Genomic DNA, 17,608 nt, shown 5'->3' on the forward strand with positions numbered 1-17,608 from the left:
TTGGATCATGTCGAATCAGCCACAATCAAATATTATTAACATGGAAAGCTCAAATTTTGATCAACAAGCCAAGCACATTGTTTCAGAGATTAAAGATATTATCGAGTCCAAGGGTCAGGATTTAGACACTGTTCTGGCAAGCGCGGGGATCTCCGGAGAAGATGGTGAAAAGATATTTTCCGGTGAGACCGTTCCAAGTCTGACTCAATTTCTGGCACTTTGTGAGATTTCCGGAATAACGATTAAACTTCCGTCCGTGGAAACACCAAACAATCCTATGTAAGGGATTGCTTTATTCTACCTCAAAATTAAACTCGCCGTTCATGACCAGTCTGGCATTAACAGGCTCCGGATTTCCGGGGATGAGCAAGCCTTTTATTTTTGCTGTTTTGCCTTTGCTCAAAAGATCGTAGACATTTTTATCGTTGAGTTGTTTGCCCAGGAATTCAAACGGAATTTTGAATCCACACGCCTGAAAATTTGCGCATCCATAAGCGGTGCGCCCTTTTTTAAGGAGAAATGATTTGCATTTCGGACAGGTTAGCGACTCGATCGAAATTTCTTCTTTCGGCTCTTTGGGTTTGGGTGTCTTTTTTGCTTTTTCTTCCTTAACTCCGGTAACTGCTTTAACATCAGTCTTCTCCTCTGCAATCGAAATCATTCGTCCGGTGTTCATTTTTACTTCTCTTGTCAAGTCCACAACCATTTGGATCAGCTCCTGCTTAAAAGTTTCCATGGCATATTCTCCTTTTTCGATCAGGCGTAATTTCCTCTCCCAGGTTCCTGTCAATTCTGCACTTTTGAGAAGTTCGTTTTGTATGGTGTCGATCAGATCAATGCCGGTCTGCGTGGCAACCAGGTTTTTCTTTTTCTTTTCAATATAATTTCTCTTAAACAGCGTCTCGATAATGTTGGCACGCGTCGACGGCCTTCCGATTCCGTTGTCTTTCAGCAGCTCGCGCATCTCTTCATCGTCAACCTGACGGCCAGCAGTTTCCATGGCCCGTAACAGCGTTGCTTCTGTGTAAGCTTTTGGCGGTGAAGTTTTACCCTGGTGAACCCATGGGTCATGCGGACCGCTTTCACCTACTTCAAAATTCGGCATTACCTTCTCCTCCTCTGCGGCATCTTTTTTCGCCGAGGCGTCATTTGCATACACTGCACGCCATCCTGGTTCAAGAATTTGCTTTCCGGTAGCTTTAAACTCTACCTGGCCAACTTTTCCTAAAACGGTGGTATTTGACACGCGGCACTCGGGATAAAAAGCGGCAATAAAACGTCGGACGATCAGGTCATAAATTCGTTTTTCATCCTGACTTATGTTTGCAGGTAAAACGCCTGTTGGTATAATAGCATGGTGGTCGGTTACCTTTTTATCATCAAAAACGGTTTTAAGTTTTGGAATGGGCTTTTCAAGTATTGAAGCAGTGTACTGGTTGTAATAGGTCAAATCGCGCATAATCCCTTCGATCTTAGGATGCAGATCCTCTGATAAGTAGGTAGTGTCAACCCTTGGATAGGTTACGAACTTCTTCTCGTAAAGATTTTGGATGTGTTTAAGCGTATCCTCGGCCGAGTATCCGTATTTCTTGTTTGATTCAACCTGTAAAGACGTTAAATCGAAAAGCCGCGGATTACCTTCCTTACCTTCCTTTTTCTCGAAAGATGTAATTTCGAACAGATGTTCTTTAAGATAGACAAGACCTTTCTCTGCTTTTTCTGCGGTTCTTATCCGGTCTATGTTGGCAGTAAATTCTGTTTCGCGGTAGAGCGTTTTCAGCTCCCAGTAATCTTCGGATACAAAGGCGTTAATTTCCTTCTGCCGCTGAACCAGCAGCGCCAGGGTAGGGGTTTGCACACGACCAATGGAAAGCACAACTTTTCCTTGTCCGAATTTTTTGGTAAAAAGCCGGGTCGCGTTCATGCCAAGAAGCCAGTCGCCAATAGCACGCGCGCTACCTGCGGCATACAAATTGTCATACTGCGCGCTTTCTTTTAGTTTTTCAAAACCTTCGCGGATTGCCTGTTCTGTAAGTGACGAAATCCATAGTCGTTTGATAGGTACAGCACATTTTGCTTTTAACAGTACCCAGCGTTGAATGAGTTCGCCTTCCTGGCCTGCATCGCCGCAATTGATCACTTCTTCACAATGCTGTACGAGACTCTCAATTACACTAAATTGTTTTAGCGCTCCGGCGTTGTCGATCAGCTTGATGCCGAAGCTGGAAGGAATCATGGGCAGGTCTTCCAGTCGCCAGGATTTCCAGCGGTCAGTATAATCATGTGGTTCTTTTAAGGTACAAAAATGACCGAATGTCCACGTAACCTGATAACCATTTCCTTCGAAATATCCATCCCTGCGCTGACTGGCTCCTAAAACGGCCGCTATATCTTTTGCTACACTCGGTTTTTCAGCAATACAAACTTTCATACTCATTAAGAAACCAATCCTGTTGTGACTGGTTACGGTAATCTCTTAAAACATGGGAAGACAAAGTTTATCATTTTTCTTTGGATTGCCACCGGATTCTCTTGTCGCGGCAATAAAATCAAAGCGGTTTGATCGGGCTGATGCAAAATTGATCCGTAAAATCAGCCCTCATTGACAGTTACTAAAAATATTTTTAATTTTTTTTAATAAATATTTTAAAACCAGGTAGTCAAAGTGTTAAAAAATTTGCCAACCAGGGTATTGGTAAAGTGCACTCCGAATAAAATTCTTACCGAACTCAACTTTGCCTATTAATATTTGGTTTACAGTGGAAGTATAAAAGAAGTCAAACCGGAAGGTGAGACCTGCAAAATTATTTTTGACGTTAAACGATGGTTTTGTCATAAGTTTTGATCTTATATATTTGAAAAATACCATTTATTAAAAACGTCAGTTTGGTAATTTGATCGTTTTTGGCAAAATATTATTTTGTTTTAATGTGTGCTGAACGTTTGCATTCAGAATAATGTAGTATATTTGTATCACAATTAAGAACAACAAAAGAAAAGACAAGTAAATAACAAGACCAATGAAAAATACAAAAAACATGTTAGTTGGTGCAATGATTGCAATGACTATCGCTACATATGCAAACGCAAACAATACGTCCCTACATACAATAGAAGAAAAAACAAAAGTTTCAGTAGTAAACAGCGTATTGCCTGTTTCACTTCCTGTACTAGAAACGCCTGCACCAGTTGCGGTAAAGATTACCAATGACACCAACAAACACAATGCAGTACAAAAAGCGGCTATCGTAGGACTTCAGTTGAAAAGTCAGTCTGCGAAGTAACAGACACAAGCCTTAATTAAGAAGGTTTAAACAGAGAATGAGATTGGTTAAAAAGGACAGATATATTTCTGCCCTTTTTTTGTTGTAAAAAACATGAGTTTTATATCACAGAAGATCCTTTTCTTTCCTGAGTTTTATTCCCTGAACAATAGTCTGTAAAATGTCACAGTCATCTTGAAGCCAATTTCCGGTCGCTGAGCCCTTATAGCTTGTAGTGAGCAGATATTCTTTCAGCATAGCATATGCCATAAGTGCATCTTTCTTAGAATGAAAAGAGTCAATCCAGCTTTCCGGTATTTGCTCTTCCGGAACCACTCCGATACCGGATGCATAAATTTTGAGAATACCTTTGGAAAATTCCCAGGATAAAATCTGCTGTCTGCGACTCACGGCAGCTTTCATTAACAAAAGGGAATGATCAAGGTAGGCGGTAAGCCTGTTTCTTATCTGCGATTTTGTTTCAGCTTGGAATGGCTTATTTCGCCACAGGTTATTGGCTAAATAAAAGGGATCTTGTCGGTACTGACTCATACTACGGCCAAAGCCACCATATGCCAGTTTTTCCTTTTCAGAAGCCAAACGAAGCCAGCGAAGTCCGCTTTGATCGCGATCGGGGGACACTTTGAAATGATTCGTTGTATTATTGTAAAACATCGTCAGGGCTGAATCAGATTCGGTAAAGCGCCATTTTCCTGTCGTATAAAGACCACTGCTTTTTAATTCTGTAAAAGTACTATCCGGAAAAAAGGATAGCAGCTTTGCTTCCTGAATCTGAGATTTTTCCTTCTGTTTTCCATCCAAGGAATCTGTCATATCCGACAGTCGCCAGCTTCCGTCGATAGTAATTGGCTGATTATCGATAAATTCTGATCGCGAATTACTTCTGATCACTTTTTTTGAGATGATCCCGCAACGATCCATCATCATCAGAATAAATAAAAATATGAGTTTGATGTAGGTCATTACAATGATTTGTATGAAGTGACTTGGGTCTTTTAAGTATATTAAAGTAAACCAGATTTTTATTAATGTCAATAAGCCTGCTGGTCCATTTTCTTACTTATAACACAAAACACCATCAGCCTTGCGGCTAATGGTGTCTGGCAAAATATAAAATTCAATGTTTAGGCCAGGATCAGCTCTGTGAGTGCCTCTTTGGTAAATCCTTTCAGTTCATCTGTGCGATTTTGTCTGATCTTGGTTACCCATTCAGGATCTGCCAGCAAAGGGCGGCCTACTGCAACAAGGTCAAAATCACCGCGATCCATTCTTCTCAAAAGCTCATCAAGCGAACTGGGTTCTGAACTTTCACCGCCAAAGGCAGCCAAAAATTCGCCGGTAAGTCCCACTGACCCAACGGTGATGGTTGATTTTCCGGTCAGCTTTTTTGCCCAGCCTGCAAAGTTCAGATCAGATCCTTCAAATTCAGGTTCCCAGAATCTACGCTGCGAACAATGAAAAATATCTACTCCTGCGTCTGCCAGAGGATTCAACCACGTTTCCATCTCCTTCGGCGTTTTGGCTAGTTTGTAGTTGTAATCTACTGGTTTCCATTGTGAAAGACGAATGATTACCGCAAAATCATCTCCAACCTGTTTGCGTACTTCCTTAATCACTTCAACCGCAAACCGGCTTCTTTCCACCAAAGTTTTGCCGCCGAAAATATCGGTACGTTGGTTGGTAGCCTCCCAGAAAAACTGATCGATCAGATAATTGTGAGCGCCGTGCAGTTCCAGACAGTCGAAGCCCAGCCTCTTGGCATCTGCTGCTGCCTTACCGAAAGCAGCTATTGTATCAGCAATATCACTGTCGGTCATCGTACTGCCATTTCCGGATCCGGGCCGGTTAAGACCTGACGGACCTTCAAACGGCTGTGAAGGCAGCCAACCGGAGTGGTGGTTATCCATAATACCCATATGCCAGATCTGAGGACCCATTTGCCCGCCAGCCTGATGAACGTTTTCGATTACTTTTTGCCAGCCGTTCAGGGCTGTTTCTCCATAAAAATGCGGGATATTTGCATCATTTGAAGATGAAACACGATCGATCACCGTGCCTTCTGACAAAATCAGGCCAACTTCTCCTTCGGCCCTTTTACGGTAATACGCCGCAACCTGATCGGTCGGAATGCCATTGGGTGAAAAAGAACGTGTCATGGGCGCCATGACAATGCGGTTTTTTAATTGTAAAGACTTCAAGCTGAATGGCTTGAACAGACTATCAGTGTTCATAGGTTAATTATTTTTTAAATATCGGACTGGATCATCCGGCTCAAAATCTCAAAGGTTTCCTCATTGCGTTTGTAATAGGTCCACTGCCCCTTTCGGACTGACGAAACCAGCCCTGCGCGCTGCAAAACGGATAGATACTCAGAGACAGTCGACTGGGTCAGCCCTGCCTTTTGCTGGATCTGCCCTACGCAGATTCCGTTGGCAAATCCATCGGACTGTTCCGGGAAATTCTTTTCAGGCTCTTTAAGCCAGTTTAGAATTTGCAGTCTTGTTTTGTTTGAAAGCGCTTTGAAAATTTCTACCTGATCCATTTTGCAAAGTTATATCGGTTTTTCCCGATATGCCAATTAATCATGAAAATTATTTGTTTAATGGGCTTGCTCTGCAAAATCGGGAAAGCAAAAACATACCTGTAAAAGGAGAGAGTCAATCGGTTTTATGCCATTTGATAATGTTTTCTTTCCTTTACGAGACTTTTTTCATTTTAGTTTATAAATTGGAATGATATAAATTGATTGTCTTTTCTCCGGGGAAGATTCAACCTTAAACAATGCTGCGAGAGCTAGCAGACAAATTGTAATGAAATTTTTCCTCTTTCCTTTAACCGTTTTTTCATTTTTAATCGGGATCGTTCTGTTTACTTTTCCAAATAATTCAGACAAACGCGCCGAAAGTATAGCGGTTTGCGGAGCATCTTTTGGCCCGGAAATACGAAGCGATGAAAACGGAAAATTTGTCACACCACTTCCTGGCTGGGGCGATTATGGTTACGAGATTACCACTGCTCATGACAGCGCACAGTTCTACTTCAATCAGGGACTGAATATGTATTACAGCTATCACATGAAAGAGGCAACAGCCTCATTCAGGGAAGCCTCGCGATTTGATCCGGGTAGTCCGATGACGTTTTGGGGACAGGCTTTATCTATGGGGCCTTATTATAACGCAGCCCATACTTATGTAAAACCGGAAGGAATAAATGATGTATTACAAACCATGAATCGTAACATGGAAAATGCTTCAGAAAAAGAAAAATATCTGATAAAAGCCATGAACATCCGTTACGACGCCTCCAGGGGCGGAAGTTCAGTTAAAACATCCGATGCCGCCTATGCCGAAGAGCTGAAAGGGCTTATTGATAAATATCCCGACGATCAGGATATCAAAACCTTGTACGTGGATGCGGTCATGCTGATGCATGCCTGGGATTTTTGGAACCAAAACGGAACAGCCAAACAGTGGACTCCGCAAGTAGTGGAACTGTGTGAAATAGTCATGAAGCAAAATCCTAATCATCCTGCCGCGCTTCATTACCACATCCATCTTACCGAGGCGTCCCGCCATCCGGAAGTGGCTCTGGCAAATGCGGATGCATTAAAAAATTTGCTCCCCGGCGTTGCACATATGGTGCACATGGCAAGCCACGAATATCAGCGTAATGGTCTGTATGCAAAAGGAGTAGAGGTAAACGATCTTGCTGATGATAATTTGATGAAATATGATAAGATGGCAAAAAATCTCTCGCTGGTTAAACACTCACCGCATTATTTTGCTGTGCAAAGTTATTGTTCGATGAGTGGCGGTATGTATAAAACAGGAATGGAGAATGCGTTACGCTGTCGTAAAAGCGTCTCGCCAAATCCTGAAAATAACTATGATCAGTATTTGTTCATGATCCCATCACTGACACTGGTCCGGCTGGGTAAATGGCAGCAAATTTTGTCCGATAGTATTAAGCCCGATTCGCGCTGGACGTATGCAGGTTTGCTTGATCACTTTGCCAAAGGAATGGCTTTGGTGAATACCGGTAAAGCTGATTCGGCCGCCTGGCACCTTTCTCAGCTTCGTGAAAAAGCGAAGGATCCGGTTCTGGAAAAACGCAGAATTCCTTTTAATTCACCTGTTCAGATAGCGGCAGTTGCAGAAGGCATTTTAAATTCTGCGATTTTATTTTCTGATAAAAAATATGACAAAGCAATCGAAAGTCTGAACAATGCAATTCTGACAGAGGACAAACTGATATACACAGAACCAAATGACTGGCCAATTCCTGCCAGACAGTTTTTAGGAGCCTATTATCTGAAAATGAACAAAGCAGGTCTGGCCGAAAAAACCTACCGACAGGATCTGGAAATGAACCCGGCGAACGGGTGGTCAATGCTTGGGCTTTATCAGAGTTTACGTGCTCAAAAGAAAACAAAAGAACTTGCAAAGGTTCAGGCAGGTTATACAAAAGCATTTTCTGCTTCGGATGTAACGCCGTCCGGTTCTGTATTTATGAAATAGTATTATCGTCCGGCAATTAGTTTTTCCTGTGTGCCGTCTTTGTAATTTTCAGGAACGGACATTCAATCAAATATTAAATATTATGGCAGATCAGGAAATTTCCAGACGTCAGTTTTTGGGCGCAGCTTCGCTCGCACTGGCAGGTATTACTATGGCACGGGTACCGGTTTTTGGTATGCCTGCAATTATTAAAAACCTGGGCAAACCCAATTCACTTTTTAACGGCGTACAGGTAGGCGTGATCAGTTATTCCTGGCGCAGCATGCCAGGCAGTGCAGAGCAAATTCTTCAATATTGTGTTGATAGCAACATTAGCGCCATTGAGCTTATGGGGCCAACAGGCGAAGCATTCGCCGGAGCACCACAGGCACCTGCACGCCCGGCAGGACGAGGTCAGCTCACACCGGAACAAAAGGCAGAACAGGATGAGTATACCAAAAAAATGGCGGAATGGCGCGCGACGGTTTCAATGGATAAATTTGTTCAGCTTCGCAAAATGTATAATGACGCCGGCGTGAAGATTTACGGATTCAAGCCCTCGGCGTTGGGGCCAAACAATACGGATGCTGAAGTGGATTACGCCTTCCGTGCAGCCAAGGCGCTTGGTGCTAACCAGGCAAATGTGGAGTTGCCCGCAGATCCGGCGCAGACACAGCGTCTTGGTGACATTGCCGCTAAAAATAAAGTTTATGCAGGTTACCACGGACATACCCAGGAAACGCCTACCTGGTGGGATGTAGCCTTAGGGCAATCCAAGTATAATGCTATGAACTTTGATATGGGACATTACGTAGCTGCCGGATATGATCCGATTCCATTGATTGAAGCCAAACATGACAAGATTGTAAGCATGCATGTGAAAGACAGAAAAAATAAGGCAAACGGAGGAGCAAACCTTCCCTGGGGACAGGGTGACACACCGATCATTGCTGTTTTGGAACTGATGCGAAAGAATAAATACAAATTTCCGGCAACAATAGAATTGGAATATGATATTCCTGCCGGTTCGGATGCGATAAAGGAAACAGCAAAATGCGTGGAATATGCAAGAAAAGCCCTTGGTGCATAAATTCGGTGACTGTGTCGTAGACTTTCCAAGTTTTTGAAACTTGGAAAGTCTTGTCAAGTAAATATCTGTGAGTGTTTTAATCGATGAAAAAATTATTGGCAATTGCATTTGTCAGCGTATTCATTGCTGGCATTTTTAGTTTTTATGATATAGGGCATAAGCTTACATATTGGAAGGGTACCATTCATGCGCCAGGGCAGGAGCAGGAAATGATTCTTGTGTTGGATAAAAATCTGTTTGGCTCGGTTAAGAGTAAAATTACATTTCCCGGCAATTTGTTAAATCACAAGGTAAACCGCTGTAATTTATCCGGTGATTCTTTGACACTGGAAATTCATGATGCAATGGTCGCGTCATTTAAAGCAATAAAAAAAGGGGAAAGTTTTATTGGTAACTGGAATCAAAACGGACGAAGTTTTCCGGTAAAATTAATTGAAACGAATGCTGCACCTTTACAGCAGGTTTTGGTTGACAAAATGCTTAATCATGCAAAAGCAAATGCTCTTAATCGGAAAACTGTAAACTGGGATAGTCTTGACAAACTTCATTATTTCACGGTCAATAAAAGTAAGCCTGATTCAGGATTGATGATTGCTGCCGATAAATTGCTTAAAGTGCTCAACGACGATCATGGCTTTCTGATTTATAATGGTAATGCCCTGCCAAATCCGGTCGGGCACAAAAACGGGTCATCTAAAAGCCCTGCTGTAATTGATGTTTTAGTTCGCGGGAAAAGTATGGCTCCCCAAATGCTGACAGAGAACATTGCCTACATCCGTATTCCTACCATGTGGGCGTTAAAAAGAGAGGAAATTGACCAAAAAGTTTCCGAACTTGAGCAGGCAATCTGTGGTCTAAATTACACCGACAAAACTAAATGGATCATAGATTTTCGTCTCAATAACGGAGGGAATTTCAGGCCGATGTTAGCCGGCATGGGAAATCTGATTGGTGACGGGACCTGCATGTATTTTGCTTCTGACGACTCACAGAAAAACCAGGAGTGGGCCTTGAAAAATGGAAGCTTGTATGTGAACGGGGTTTTGGAGACTGAAAGAAGCAAAATATGTGATGTTCAGAATTACCATCCCAAAATCGCCGTACTAGTTGGCAAAGGAAGTTCCAGTGCTGCCGAGGATGTGATCGTGGCCCTTAAAGGTCGTAAGGATACCCGTTTTTTTGGTGAAGCAACAAGAGGGCAGGTCACAATCAATTCAACGATTACAATTGATGAAAACACGCATTTTTCATTCATAACCAGTAATCTGAAAGATCGGAACGGAGTCGTTTATACAAAAGCCATTAAGCCTGACGAAACGATTGCCGCAGATGATAACTTCGGCGATTTAAAAAATGATCCGAAAGTTGTGGCTGCGATCAGGTGGCTGAATAGATAGGTGCGCGGCTTGAGACTTTTCAAGACCTGGAGTCCTGGAAAGTCAATATTCCCAGTTAAACCATTTCCTTGACAAAAATTTCTTCAATCTGCCGGATCTCTTCGGCGTAAATAGTACGTTTTCTGGTGCCAAAGTAAAGTGTGTTTTCTATCACATTGTATCCTTCCCAAATCAATTTAATCCTTCCGGCGTTGAGTTCTTTCCCGGATAAAAAATCCGGAACAACCGCTATACCCTTACCTGAGCTCAGGCAGCGCACGATCGAACTCATATTCGGGACGATGTAGTTGGGTTTGAAATCCGGCCGTTTACCAAAGTTCTGGTGCCAAAATCTGCGGAGATGTTCCATGTCGCCGGTTGTGCCGTACCATGTTTGTTTTTTGAGCCAGCTTTGAAGTCCTTCGAGATCATTCTGTTCGATCAGCTTGTCAAACTCTTGTGTTTCTGTTTGTGATCCGCCGATTACGACAATTCTTTCCTTGAAAAATGGCTCGTAAACCAACGATTTGTAATCTCCTTTTTGAGGTGTGATGATCAAGTCCAGGATGCCATTATCAAGGTCCCTGAGCATCTGGGGATAATCTCCGAATTTGATTATCACGTTAAAATTAAGTGTGGGCAGATACTGCTCCAAAGTAAATTGAAACGTCTCAAAACACATTCCTATACTGATCGTCGGAGTTTCTTTTTCGGTACTCTTGTGAAAATGCTGCTCAGCATCTTCAAGCTTGCAAACCGCTTCCTGGATGTAGTTATAAAGAACCTTTCCTCTCTCTGTTGAGATCATCTTCCGGGATGTCCGGTCAAACAATTTATAACCGACATGCGATTCCAGTGAGCTCAAATGAAGGCTCACGCCAGGCTGTGAGATATAGAGCGACTCTGCCGCGCCAGTCAGCGTGCCGGTTTCATAGATCGCTTTAAATGTTCTGAACCATTCCAGGTTAACCATAACTAATATTATATTTATGATACAAAGGTATAATTTAAACTATTTTTATAATAGTTAAGACGACAGTAATTTTGTGACCAGAATTTAATATTAAAGCAGAAATGGAAATTAAAAACATATTTGTAATCAACGGTGGGCAGGTTTTTGGACATTCCGGCGGACGTTTCAATAAGACAATTTTTGATACAACAATCGCTTTTTTTGAAGGCGCCGGGTTTGAGGTTCGTTCGACTGATATCAATAAAGATTATGATCCTGCCAGGGAAGTGGAAAATTACGTATGGGCGGACGTTATCATCTATCACACGCCTATCTGGTGGTTTCAGGTTCCGCACGGCCTTAAAAAATATATTGATGTAGTTTTTACGGAAGGACACCGCAAAGGCATTTACCGCAGCGATGGCCGCAAACAGGAAAATCCAAACATCAATTACGGAACGGGAGGATCTTTGCAGGGCCGAAAATATATGGTCACCTCGTCCTGGAATGCGCCTGCGGCAGCATTTACAATACCAGGAGAATTTTTCAATGAGCGCAGCGTCGACGAAGGAGCCCTTTTTGGTTTTCACCGTATGAACGCCTTCACCGGTATGACTCCTTTGGAGGGTATGCATTTTCATGACGTCGAAAAAAATGCAGATATTGTAAAAGATATGCAGTTATACAAAGCACATTTAGAAAAAATTTTCCTAAAAAAGCAAACAGAAAATGTCAGTCTATCTTACAGCAACAATTAAAAGCAAAACAGGTCAGGAAGAAGCCTTAAAAGCTACTTTACAGCAGCTGGCCATTGATTCAAAAAATGAGGCGGCCTGTGTTCAGTATGATCTGCACCAATCAGTAGAAGATCCCGGATTCTTTATTTTTCACGAGGAATGGACCGATCAGTCCGGGTTAGATTTACATAACGTTCAGCCTCATATTTTAAAATTTCAGAAGGAAGCTGCCGATCTGATAGAAGGAAAAGTAGCGATTTATAAAACTGTCAGGGTGTAATCGAATTGTATTAAGCAAAACAGTAGCAGGAACGAAGTGGAATAGATTCCATGGTTCCCGGTACTGTTTTTATTATTGGTTGTCTTACAGATGAAAATTGTACAGCTGCTCATACAGTAATACATTAGCAAAAATTTCTGATCATGGAAAACGTTTTTAAAGCATTTTATGTAAGCCAAAATGAAACCGGCTTTTCGAAAGAAATTAAAGAAGTAAACCAGAATGACTTGCCGGAAAACGAGCTGCTTATACGGGTTCATTATTCATCCCTGAATTATAAAGATGCACTTTCTGCTTCCGGGAATCGCGGCGTAACAAAAAAGTATCCTCACGTTCCTGGTATCGACGCCGCCGGCGTGGTAGAAAAATCCACGCATGCCGGTTTCCCGGAAGGAACCGCTGTGATTGTAACCGGATTTGACCTTGGCATGAATACCTGGGGCGGTTTCGGGGAATATATTTCGGTTCCTGCTTCCTGGGTAGTGCCACTGCCCAACGGACTGACACTCAGAGAAGCCATGAATCTCGGAACAGCAGGTTTTACCGCCGGATTATCTGTTGAAAAAATTATATACGCTGGTATAAAACCTGAGGACGGCGCCATTGTAGTCAGTGGTGCCACCGGTGGGGTAGGAAGTATGGCTACGGCAATATTATCTAAACTCGGTTTCCAGGTTTCAGCTGTTTCAGGTAAAAAAGAAGATCATTTCCTGACCTGGACATTGGGTGCTTCGCAAATCATAAACAGGGAAGATTTTGTTGAAAAATATAACGCAAAACCGCTATCTCCGGCAGATTTTGCCGCGGGTGTTGACAATGTCGGCGGACCGATTTTATCCGGAATTCTCAAATCGGTAAAGCAAAACGGAGTAGTAACAAGCTGCGGTAATGTTGCATCAGCCGATCTGAGCACTTCTGTTTTTCCTTTTATTTTAAGAGGAGTTACACTTGCCGGAATTGATTCGGCTTTGGCGCCGATGCCTTTGCGCTATCAAGTATGGCAGCAACTGGCAACATCCTGGAAACCGCTTCACTTGGATGAAATGGTGGAAGAAATAGGTCTTGAAGACTTGTCTGAGAAGCTGGATGCTTTGTTACAGGGAAAGGCAAAAGGACGGTATTTGCTGCGGCATAATTGAGTCACATGCATCTTACAAAAAGATCAGATTGGATTTACTGATGTTTTCAATTTCTTTCTTTGCGTTCAAAATTTCATATACGCGTTGGTAGAGTTTATTGAAATTGTCTGACTTTCTTTGATCCTTCTTAGGTTCGCAAAGCGTAGTATTTGTTGACTCCCTGAACTCACCGTTTCTGTAAATTGAAATTGTTTTAACAAAGGCGGGAAGTTCGACCGATGCAGAAGCCGTACAGAAAAATTCTTTTGGAAAGTCGTTAAATTTGAACTTTGCTGCCTCTGTGTAAATTTCCTGCAATTCCAAGGAAGTCAAACTAACTGCTATCGTTGAATCAACCCCGGCGTAACTTCGCGTATAAACACTGTGTTCAGAATCATACTGAAAGGTTTCAGTTTTGATTCTAAAATAAAAATCATCCGGAACACGAGCATCGGTTCTTTTTTCTGAACAACCGTATCCAAGTGAAGTTCCGATAAGAATTGTCAGAAAACGCATTCTGCCCCCTTTGCAGGGAAAAAATATCTTTGTTGATTAGCATAGAATCTTTCACAGCCTAAATATATAAAAGTTAGTTTAATATCGCAAGATATTGAACATTCAATATAATTTCTACAATCTTAAAAATTAACAAAAATTAAGAAGCTAGATATTTGTTCGTACGAAAAGTTTCCTACCTTTGGATTGTTGAACAGAGATAAATATGGAGCCTACAAAATCAGAACTGGAAATACTGCAGATACTTTGGCAGCACGGGCCTTCTACGGTAAGGTTTGTGAATGATAAATTAAATGAAGAAAAACGTTCAGTACAATATTCTTCGACACTGAAACTGATGCAGATCATGACCGAAAAGGGAATCGTGACTCGTGATGAAACCAGTATGAAGCATGTTTATCAACCAATTGAAGCGGAAGATAAGACTAAAAATAAATTACTTGAACGTTTTGTGGATTCGATGTACAACGGTTCAGCGACCAGTTTGGTCATGCAGCTGTTTGGCAACAAAAGTACCTCCAGAGAGGAACTGGATGAAATTAAGGATTTTCTCAAAAAGCTTGACCAATAATTGAACGACAAAATCTATTAGCCATGAATTTTATCTCTTTCAATTTACCCCTGTCGCAGGAAGTGATCCAGACTTTTAGCTGGACTTTGGTTCACTCACTGTGGCAGGGATTGGTCCTTGCCGTTGCCTCAGGGGCACTGCTATTGGTGTCCCGCAAATCGCGGCCAGCTCTCAGGTACAATTTACTGTCTGCGTTGCTGCTGCTTTTCCTGGTTGCCAATGCCTTTACGTTTTGGTATGAATACAGGCTTCTGACAAGTGAAAAAGAAACTGGTGACTTTATACAGACTGCTGTAACATCTGACGCAGCGCAGCAGGGAAGCGTTACTAAAATCCAACAGGTCACCGGAAATCAGATCGCATTTTTACTGGATTTTTGCAGTAAAAATGCTGTAATCATTGTCTCGGTTTGGCTGATTTTTTTCTTATTAAAGTCTGTTAAAGCAACTGCCGGTCTTTTTTATATACACAAATTACGAAACGACGGAATTCGCTCGGTTGACTTCAGATGGCAGGAGACAGCTAATGTACTTGCTGAAAAGTTGGGGATTAGCTCCCGGATCTCACTGGTCGAGTCGGAACTGGTAACCGTTCCGGCAGTGACCGGATTTTTGAAGCCGATCATACTGGTGCCAATTGGATTTCTAGTCAGCCTTCCTTTTAGCCAGGTTGAAGCGATTCTGCTTCATGAGCTGGCGCATGTCCGCAGACAGGACTATCTGGTTAATCTCTTTCAGAGTTTTGCAGAAAATATATTCTTTTTTAATCCTGCTGTTCTCTGGATCTCTAGTCTGATCCGGCAGGAAAGAGAACACTGCTGCGACGACCTGGCAATTGCCGTGATGCAAAACAAAACTTCATTTGTGAATGCGTTGGTTGTATTTCAGGAGTACAAACTGAGTCGCCCTGCCCAGGCATTGGCATTTGCAGGCAGACGTAACCACCTTCTCGATCGGATCAAAAGGATCATTTACAATAACAATAAACAATTGAACGCCATGGAAAAATTATTTGTAACAATCAGTCTGATAACCGTAACTGCGCTATCAGTTGCTTTTTCTCCACCTTCTGAGCCAGTTATAAAACCAGTTGTTAGTGAAGATTATCAAATGCCTGCTAAAATGGAGCCGACAGAGGTTCGTTCGTTACCGGTTGTTTGTTTGGATACATTGCCTAAAATAACGAAAACCAAGACAAGTGAATCTTCGGTTCGGACCGTTAATATCACCACAAATACGGTTAGCTATGACTTTGTGATAAAGGATGGAGAAATGACAGAATTGAAAATTGATGGAAAATCAATACCTGAAAACGAAATTAAAAATTACGAATCTGAATTGAAATCTTCTCTGCAGGAAGCAGATGCCGAACGCGAAAAAAGTGAAAAGCAAAGAGAAGAAGCTGGAAAGCAAAGAGCAGAAGCTGAGGTAATGCGCAAACATGCCGAAAAAATACGTAGTAATGCAGACCAGATTCGGGTGCAGGCCGATCAGCAGCGCAAGCAGGCTGAAGAAATACGCAGGCAGGCTGATCTTGTGCGGATTGATGCCGAAAAGCAGCGAAAAGAAGCCGATGTGTTTCGTGGTGAGGCTGATAAGTATAGAAAAGAGGCAGCGAAATTTCGTGAGCAGGCCGAGGTTGTTCGTAAACAGGCAGATGTCATTCGTAAAGAGGCCGAGGTAACCAGAAAAGAAGCAGAAAAAACCAGAGAGGTTTACGAAAAACTGCAAGCGGATTTGATTAGCGACATGATCAGCGAAGGTATCATAAAAAGTAAAGATGGCTTGTCTTACAAGTTAAGCAACGATGAGTTTATTGTTAACGGAGTTAAACAATCGGCGGAAGTTGGTAAAAGATTTATCAAAAAGTTTGTCAAAGAAGAGGGCGTAGAAATGGTTTACAACTGGAAAGGCCGCACAGGCTATACGGTTACAGGGACAATACGGAGCAAGTAGCGACTTTGTCGTACGTTTAACCGTTGGGTGTAAGTAAACCTTAGTATGCAGAGCCTTATACTGAGAACATACTTTTTTGAAACCATGCACCGTCGGACATTCATTAAAAATACAGGTTTTGTTGCAGCCGGTGCTATGGTGCCGGCTGCTTTTTCGATTGCAAGGGCTGCGGAAAAAAACAAACTACCCAAATGGAAAGGCTTTAACCTTTTGGATTTCTTCTCACCCAATGCCATCGGGGCTACGACTAAAACAACCGAAGAGCATTTTAAGTGGATGGCCGACTGGGGTTTTGATTTTGTAAGGCTTCCAATGGCCTATCCGTCGTATCTTAAATTTGACCGCAGTAAAAATATTACTGCTGACGAGGTCTATCAAATAGATGAAGCAGCCGTCGAACGGATTGAAAGTCTCGTCCTTGCTGCACACAAATACAATCTTCACGTGAGTCTGAATCTGCACCGGGCGCCTGGTTACTGCGTCAATGCGGGCTTTCATGAACCCTACAATCTCTGGACAGACAAACCGGCACTGGATGCGTTCTGTTTTCACTGGAACATGTGGGCCAAGAGATTTAAACATGTTTCACACAAACACATCAGTTTCGATCTGTTGAATGAACCGAGTCTGCGTGTTGACATGAATGACCAGCTCTCAAAAAGAACGGCTGTGCCGGGAGAGCTCTACCGTAAACTGGTTGTTGAGGCTTCTGAATCAATTAGAAGAGAAAATTCGGGACATTTGATCATTGTCGACGGAAACGATGTAGGTAGTCTGGTCATTCCGGAAATCATTGATCTGGACGTAGGGCAAAGCTGCCGGGGATATCACCCGGGAATTATATCTCATTATAAAGCACCCTGGGCAATGAAGGAAACCGATAATCTGCCCGAACCGAAGTGGCCCGGACAGGTTGGGAATCAATACCTGAGCCGTGAGATGCTTGAAAAATATTATAAACCCTGGATTGAGCTGGTAGGCAAAGGTGTAGGTGTTCACTGCGGGGAGTGCGGATGCTGGAACAAAACCCCGCACGATGTTTTTCTTGCCTGGTTTGCTGACGTGCTCGATATTTTATCTTCGAACGGAATTGGCTTTTCATTGTGGGAATTTAGCGGAGATTTTGGGGTATTAAATTCAAAACGCACCGATGTTGCCTACGAAGACTGGCATGGTCAAAAGCTGGACACAAAGCTGTTGAAACTGATGATGCAGTATTAAAAATGTCGTTGA

The 17,608-nt window shown here is 42.5% G+C and carries 17 protein-coding genes; 11 read left to right on the plus strand and 6 right to left on the minus strand.

The annotated features are described in order from the left end of the window. Window positions 1-40: 40 nt before the first annotated feature. Window positions 41-283 carry a transcriptional regulator gene (locus E0F88_RS12795; RefSeq protein WP_131958649.1) on the plus strand — a complete coding sequence of 81 codons (243 nt, stop codon included), beginning with the start codon at window positions 41-43 and terminating at the stop codon, window positions 281-283. 9 nt (window positions 284-292) lie between these two features. Here E0F88_RS12795 and E0F88_RS12800 read toward each other — a convergent pair whose 3' ends face one another. Continuing rightward, complete coding sequence (locus tag E0F88_RS12800) at window positions 293-2,431, minus strand: type IA DNA topoisomerase (protein WP_131958650.1); 2,139 nt, start codon at window positions 2,429-2,431, stop codon at window positions 293-295. Between the two features lie 589 nt (window positions 2,432-3,020). Between E0F88_RS12800 and E0F88_RS12805 the strand changes: the two genes are divergently transcribed. Beyond that, window positions 3,021-3,284, plus strand: a complete 264-nt coding sequence (locus tag E0F88_RS12805; RefSeq protein ID WP_131958651.1) for a hypothetical protein — start codon at window positions 3,021-3,023, stop codon at window positions 3,282-3,284. A 105-nt stretch (window positions 3,285-3,389) separates the two neighbouring features. On the opposite strand, the gene E0F88_RS12810 is transcribed toward E0F88_RS12805, so the two are convergent. The 3 genes from E0F88_RS12810 to E0F88_RS12820 form a co-directional block, all read right to left on the minus strand. Continuing rightward, on the minus strand, window positions 3,390-4,247 hold the full coding sequence (locus tag E0F88_RS12810) for a hypothetical protein (protein ID WP_131958652.1): 858 nt from the start codon (window positions 4,245-4,247) through the stop codon (window positions 3,390-3,392). 161 nt (window positions 4,248-4,408) lie between these two features. Continuing rightward, window positions 4,409-5,515: an NADH:flavin oxidoreductase gene (locus tag E0F88_RS12815; RefSeq protein ID WP_131958653.1), complete on the minus strand. Its 1,107-nt coding sequence runs from the start codon at window positions 5,513-5,515 to the stop codon at window positions 4,409-4,411. A gap of 14 nt (window positions 5,516-5,529) precedes the next feature. Then, window positions 5,530-5,826: an ArsR/SmtB family transcription factor gene (locus E0F88_RS12820; protein WP_131958654.1), complete on the minus strand. Its 297-nt coding sequence runs from the start codon at window positions 5,824-5,826 to the stop codon at window positions 5,530-5,532. A gap of 268 nt (window positions 5,827-6,094) precedes the next feature. Here E0F88_RS12820 and E0F88_RS12825 point away from each other — a divergent pair, with 268 nt between their 5' ends. The 3 genes from E0F88_RS12825 to E0F88_RS12835 all read left to right on the plus strand — a co-directional run bounded on the left by E0F88_RS12825 (window position 6,095) and on the right by E0F88_RS12835 (window position 10,267). Beyond that, window positions 6,095-7,801, plus strand: a complete 1,707-nt coding sequence (locus E0F88_RS12825; protein WP_131958655.1) for a tetratricopeptide repeat protein — start codon at window positions 6,095-6,097, stop codon at window positions 7,799-7,801. A gap of 82 nt (window positions 7,802-7,883) precedes the next feature. Then, entirely contained in the window at window positions 7,884-8,870 is a 987-nt protein-coding gene (locus E0F88_RS12830) for a sugar phosphate isomerase/epimerase family protein (protein WP_131958656.1), read from the plus strand. A gap of 83 nt (window positions 8,871-8,953) precedes the next feature. After that, window positions 8,954-10,267 (plus strand): S41 family peptidase, encoded by a 1,314-nt coding sequence (locus tag E0F88_RS12835; protein ID WP_131958657.1) that lies wholly within the window; start codon window positions 8,954-8,956, stop codon window positions 10,265-10,267. A gap of 55 nt (window positions 10,268-10,322) precedes the next feature. Here the strand turns inward: E0F88_RS12835 and E0F88_RS12840 are convergent, their stop codons facing one another. Further along, a complete protein-coding gene (locus E0F88_RS12840) occupies window positions 10,323-11,219 on the minus strand; it encodes a LysR family transcriptional regulator (protein WP_131958658.1) in 897 nt (298 codons plus the stop codon). Between the two features lie 101 nt (window positions 11,220-11,320). On the opposite strand from E0F88_RS12840, the gene E0F88_RS12845 reads away from it, so the two are divergent. The 3 genes from E0F88_RS12845 (at window position 11,321) to E0F88_RS12855 (ending at window position 13,354) form a co-directional block, all read left to right on the plus strand. Then, window positions 11,321-11,956, plus strand: a complete 636-nt coding sequence (locus tag E0F88_RS12845; RefSeq protein ID WP_131958659.1) for an NAD(P)H-dependent oxidoreductase — start codon at window positions 11,321-11,323, stop codon at window positions 11,954-11,956. Beyond that, the gene (locus tag E0F88_RS12850; protein ID WP_131958660.1) at window positions 11,928-12,215 is read left to right on the plus strand and encodes a putative quinol monooxygenase; all 288 of its coding nucleotides are present in this window, start codon (window positions 11,928-11,930) and stop codon (window positions 12,213-12,215) included. Before E0F88_RS12845 ends, E0F88_RS12850 begins: the two co-directional genes overlap by 29 nt. Window positions 12,216-12,358: 143 nt before the next feature. Then, entirely contained in the window at window positions 12,359-13,354 is a 996-nt protein-coding gene (locus E0F88_RS12855; protein WP_131958661.1) for a YhdH/YhfP family quinone oxidoreductase, read from the plus strand. Between the two features lie 12 nt (window positions 13,355-13,366). On the opposite strand, the gene E0F88_RS12860 is transcribed toward E0F88_RS12855, so the two are convergent. Continuing rightward, entirely contained in the window at window positions 13,367-13,849 is a 483-nt protein-coding gene (locus E0F88_RS12860; protein WP_131958662.1) for a hypothetical protein, read from the minus strand. 205 nt (window positions 13,850-14,054) lie between these two features. On the opposite strand from E0F88_RS12860, the gene E0F88_RS12865 reads away from it, so the two are divergent. The 3 genes from E0F88_RS12865 (at window position 14,055) to E0F88_RS12875 (ending at window position 17,596) form a co-directional block, all read left to right on the plus strand. Beyond that, window positions 14,055-14,420: a BlaI/MecI/CopY family transcriptional regulator gene (locus tag E0F88_RS12865; RefSeq protein ID WP_131958663.1), complete on the plus strand. Its 366-nt coding sequence runs from the start codon at window positions 14,055-14,057 to the stop codon at window positions 14,418-14,420. 23 nt (window positions 14,421-14,443) lie between these two features. Next, on the plus strand, window positions 14,444-16,375 hold the full coding sequence (locus E0F88_RS12870) for a M56 family metallopeptidase (RefSeq protein ID WP_131958664.1): 1,932 nt from the start codon (window positions 14,444-14,446) through the stop codon (window positions 16,373-16,375). 84 nt (window positions 16,376-16,459) lie between these two features. Then, window positions 16,460-17,596, plus strand: coding sequence for a glycoside hydrolase family 5 protein (locus E0F88_RS12875; RefSeq protein ID WP_131958974.1), 1,137 nt, complete (start codon window positions 16,460-16,462; stop codon window positions 17,594-17,596). Window positions 17,597-17,608 lie beyond the last annotated feature (12 nt).

The organism is Dyadobacter psychrotolerans (assembly GCF_004349265.1).
In the GTDB taxonomy this organism is placed as follows: Bacteria; Bacteroidota; Bacteroidia; order Cytophagales; family Spirosomataceae; genus Dyadobacter; species Dyadobacter psychrotolerans.

What these genes read in the sequence shown, in the direction of transcription:
- E0F88_RS12795 (WP_131958649.1), top strand. Translation starts at nt 41, where the DNA reads ATGGAAAGCTCAAATTTTGATCAACAAGCCAAGCACATTGTTTCAGAG.
- E0F88_RS12800 (WP_131958650.1), bottom strand. Translation starts at nt 2,431, where the DNA reads ATGAAAGTTTGTATTGCTGAAAAACCGAGTGTAGCAAAAGATATAGCG.
- E0F88_RS12805 (WP_131958651.1), top strand. Translation starts at nt 3,021, where the DNA reads ATGAAAAATACAAAAAACATGTTAGTTGGTGCAATGATTGCAATGACT.
- E0F88_RS12810 (WP_131958652.1), bottom strand. Translation starts at nt 4,247, where the DNA reads ATGACCTACATCAAACTCATATTTTTATTTATTCTGATGATGATGGAT.
- E0F88_RS12815 (WP_131958653.1), bottom strand. Translation starts at nt 5,515, where the DNA reads ATGAACACTGATAGTCTGTTCAAGCCATTCAGCTTGAAGTCTTTACAA.
- E0F88_RS12820 (WP_131958654.1), bottom strand. Translation starts at nt 5,826, where the DNA reads ATGGATCAGGTAGAAATTTTCAAAGCGCTTTCAAACAAAACAAGACTG.
- E0F88_RS12825 (WP_131958655.1), top strand. Translation starts at nt 6,095, where the DNA reads ATGAAATTTTTCCTCTTTCCTTTAACCGTTTTTTCATTTTTAATCGGG.
- E0F88_RS12830 (WP_131958656.1), top strand. Translation starts at nt 7,884, where the DNA reads ATGGCAGATCAGGAAATTTCCAGACGTCAGTTTTTGGGCGCAGCTTCG.
- E0F88_RS12835 (WP_131958657.1), top strand. Translation starts at nt 8,954, where the DNA reads ATGAAAAAATTATTGGCAATTGCATTTGTCAGCGTATTCATTGCTGGC.
- E0F88_RS12840 (WP_131958658.1), bottom strand. Translation starts at nt 11,219, where the DNA reads ATGGTTAACCTGGAATGGTTCAGAACATTTAAAGCGATCTATGAAACC.
- E0F88_RS12845 (WP_131958659.1), top strand. Translation starts at nt 11,321, where the DNA reads ATGGAAATTAAAAACATATTTGTAATCAACGGTGGGCAGGTTTTTGGA.
- E0F88_RS12850 (WP_131958660.1), top strand. Translation starts at nt 11,928, where the DNA reads ATGTCAGTCTATCTTACAGCAACAATTAAAAGCAAAACAGGTCAGGAA.
- E0F88_RS12855 (WP_131958661.1), top strand. Translation starts at nt 12,359, where the DNA reads ATGGAAAACGTTTTTAAAGCATTTTATGTAAGCCAAAATGAAACCGGC.
- E0F88_RS12860 (WP_131958662.1), bottom strand. Translation starts at nt 13,849, where the DNA reads ATGCGTTTTCTGACAATTCTTATCGGAACTTCACTTGGATACGGTTGT.
- E0F88_RS12865 (WP_131958663.1), top strand. Translation starts at nt 14,055, where the DNA reads ATGGAGCCTACAAAATCAGAACTGGAAATACTGCAGATACTTTGGCAG.
- E0F88_RS12870 (WP_131958664.1), top strand. Translation starts at nt 14,444, where the DNA reads ATGAATTTTATCTCTTTCAATTTACCCCTGTCGCAGGAAGTGATCCAG.
- E0F88_RS12875 (WP_131958974.1), top strand. Translation starts at nt 16,460, where the DNA reads ATGCACCGTCGGACATTCATTAAAAATACAGGTTTTGTTGCAGCCGGT.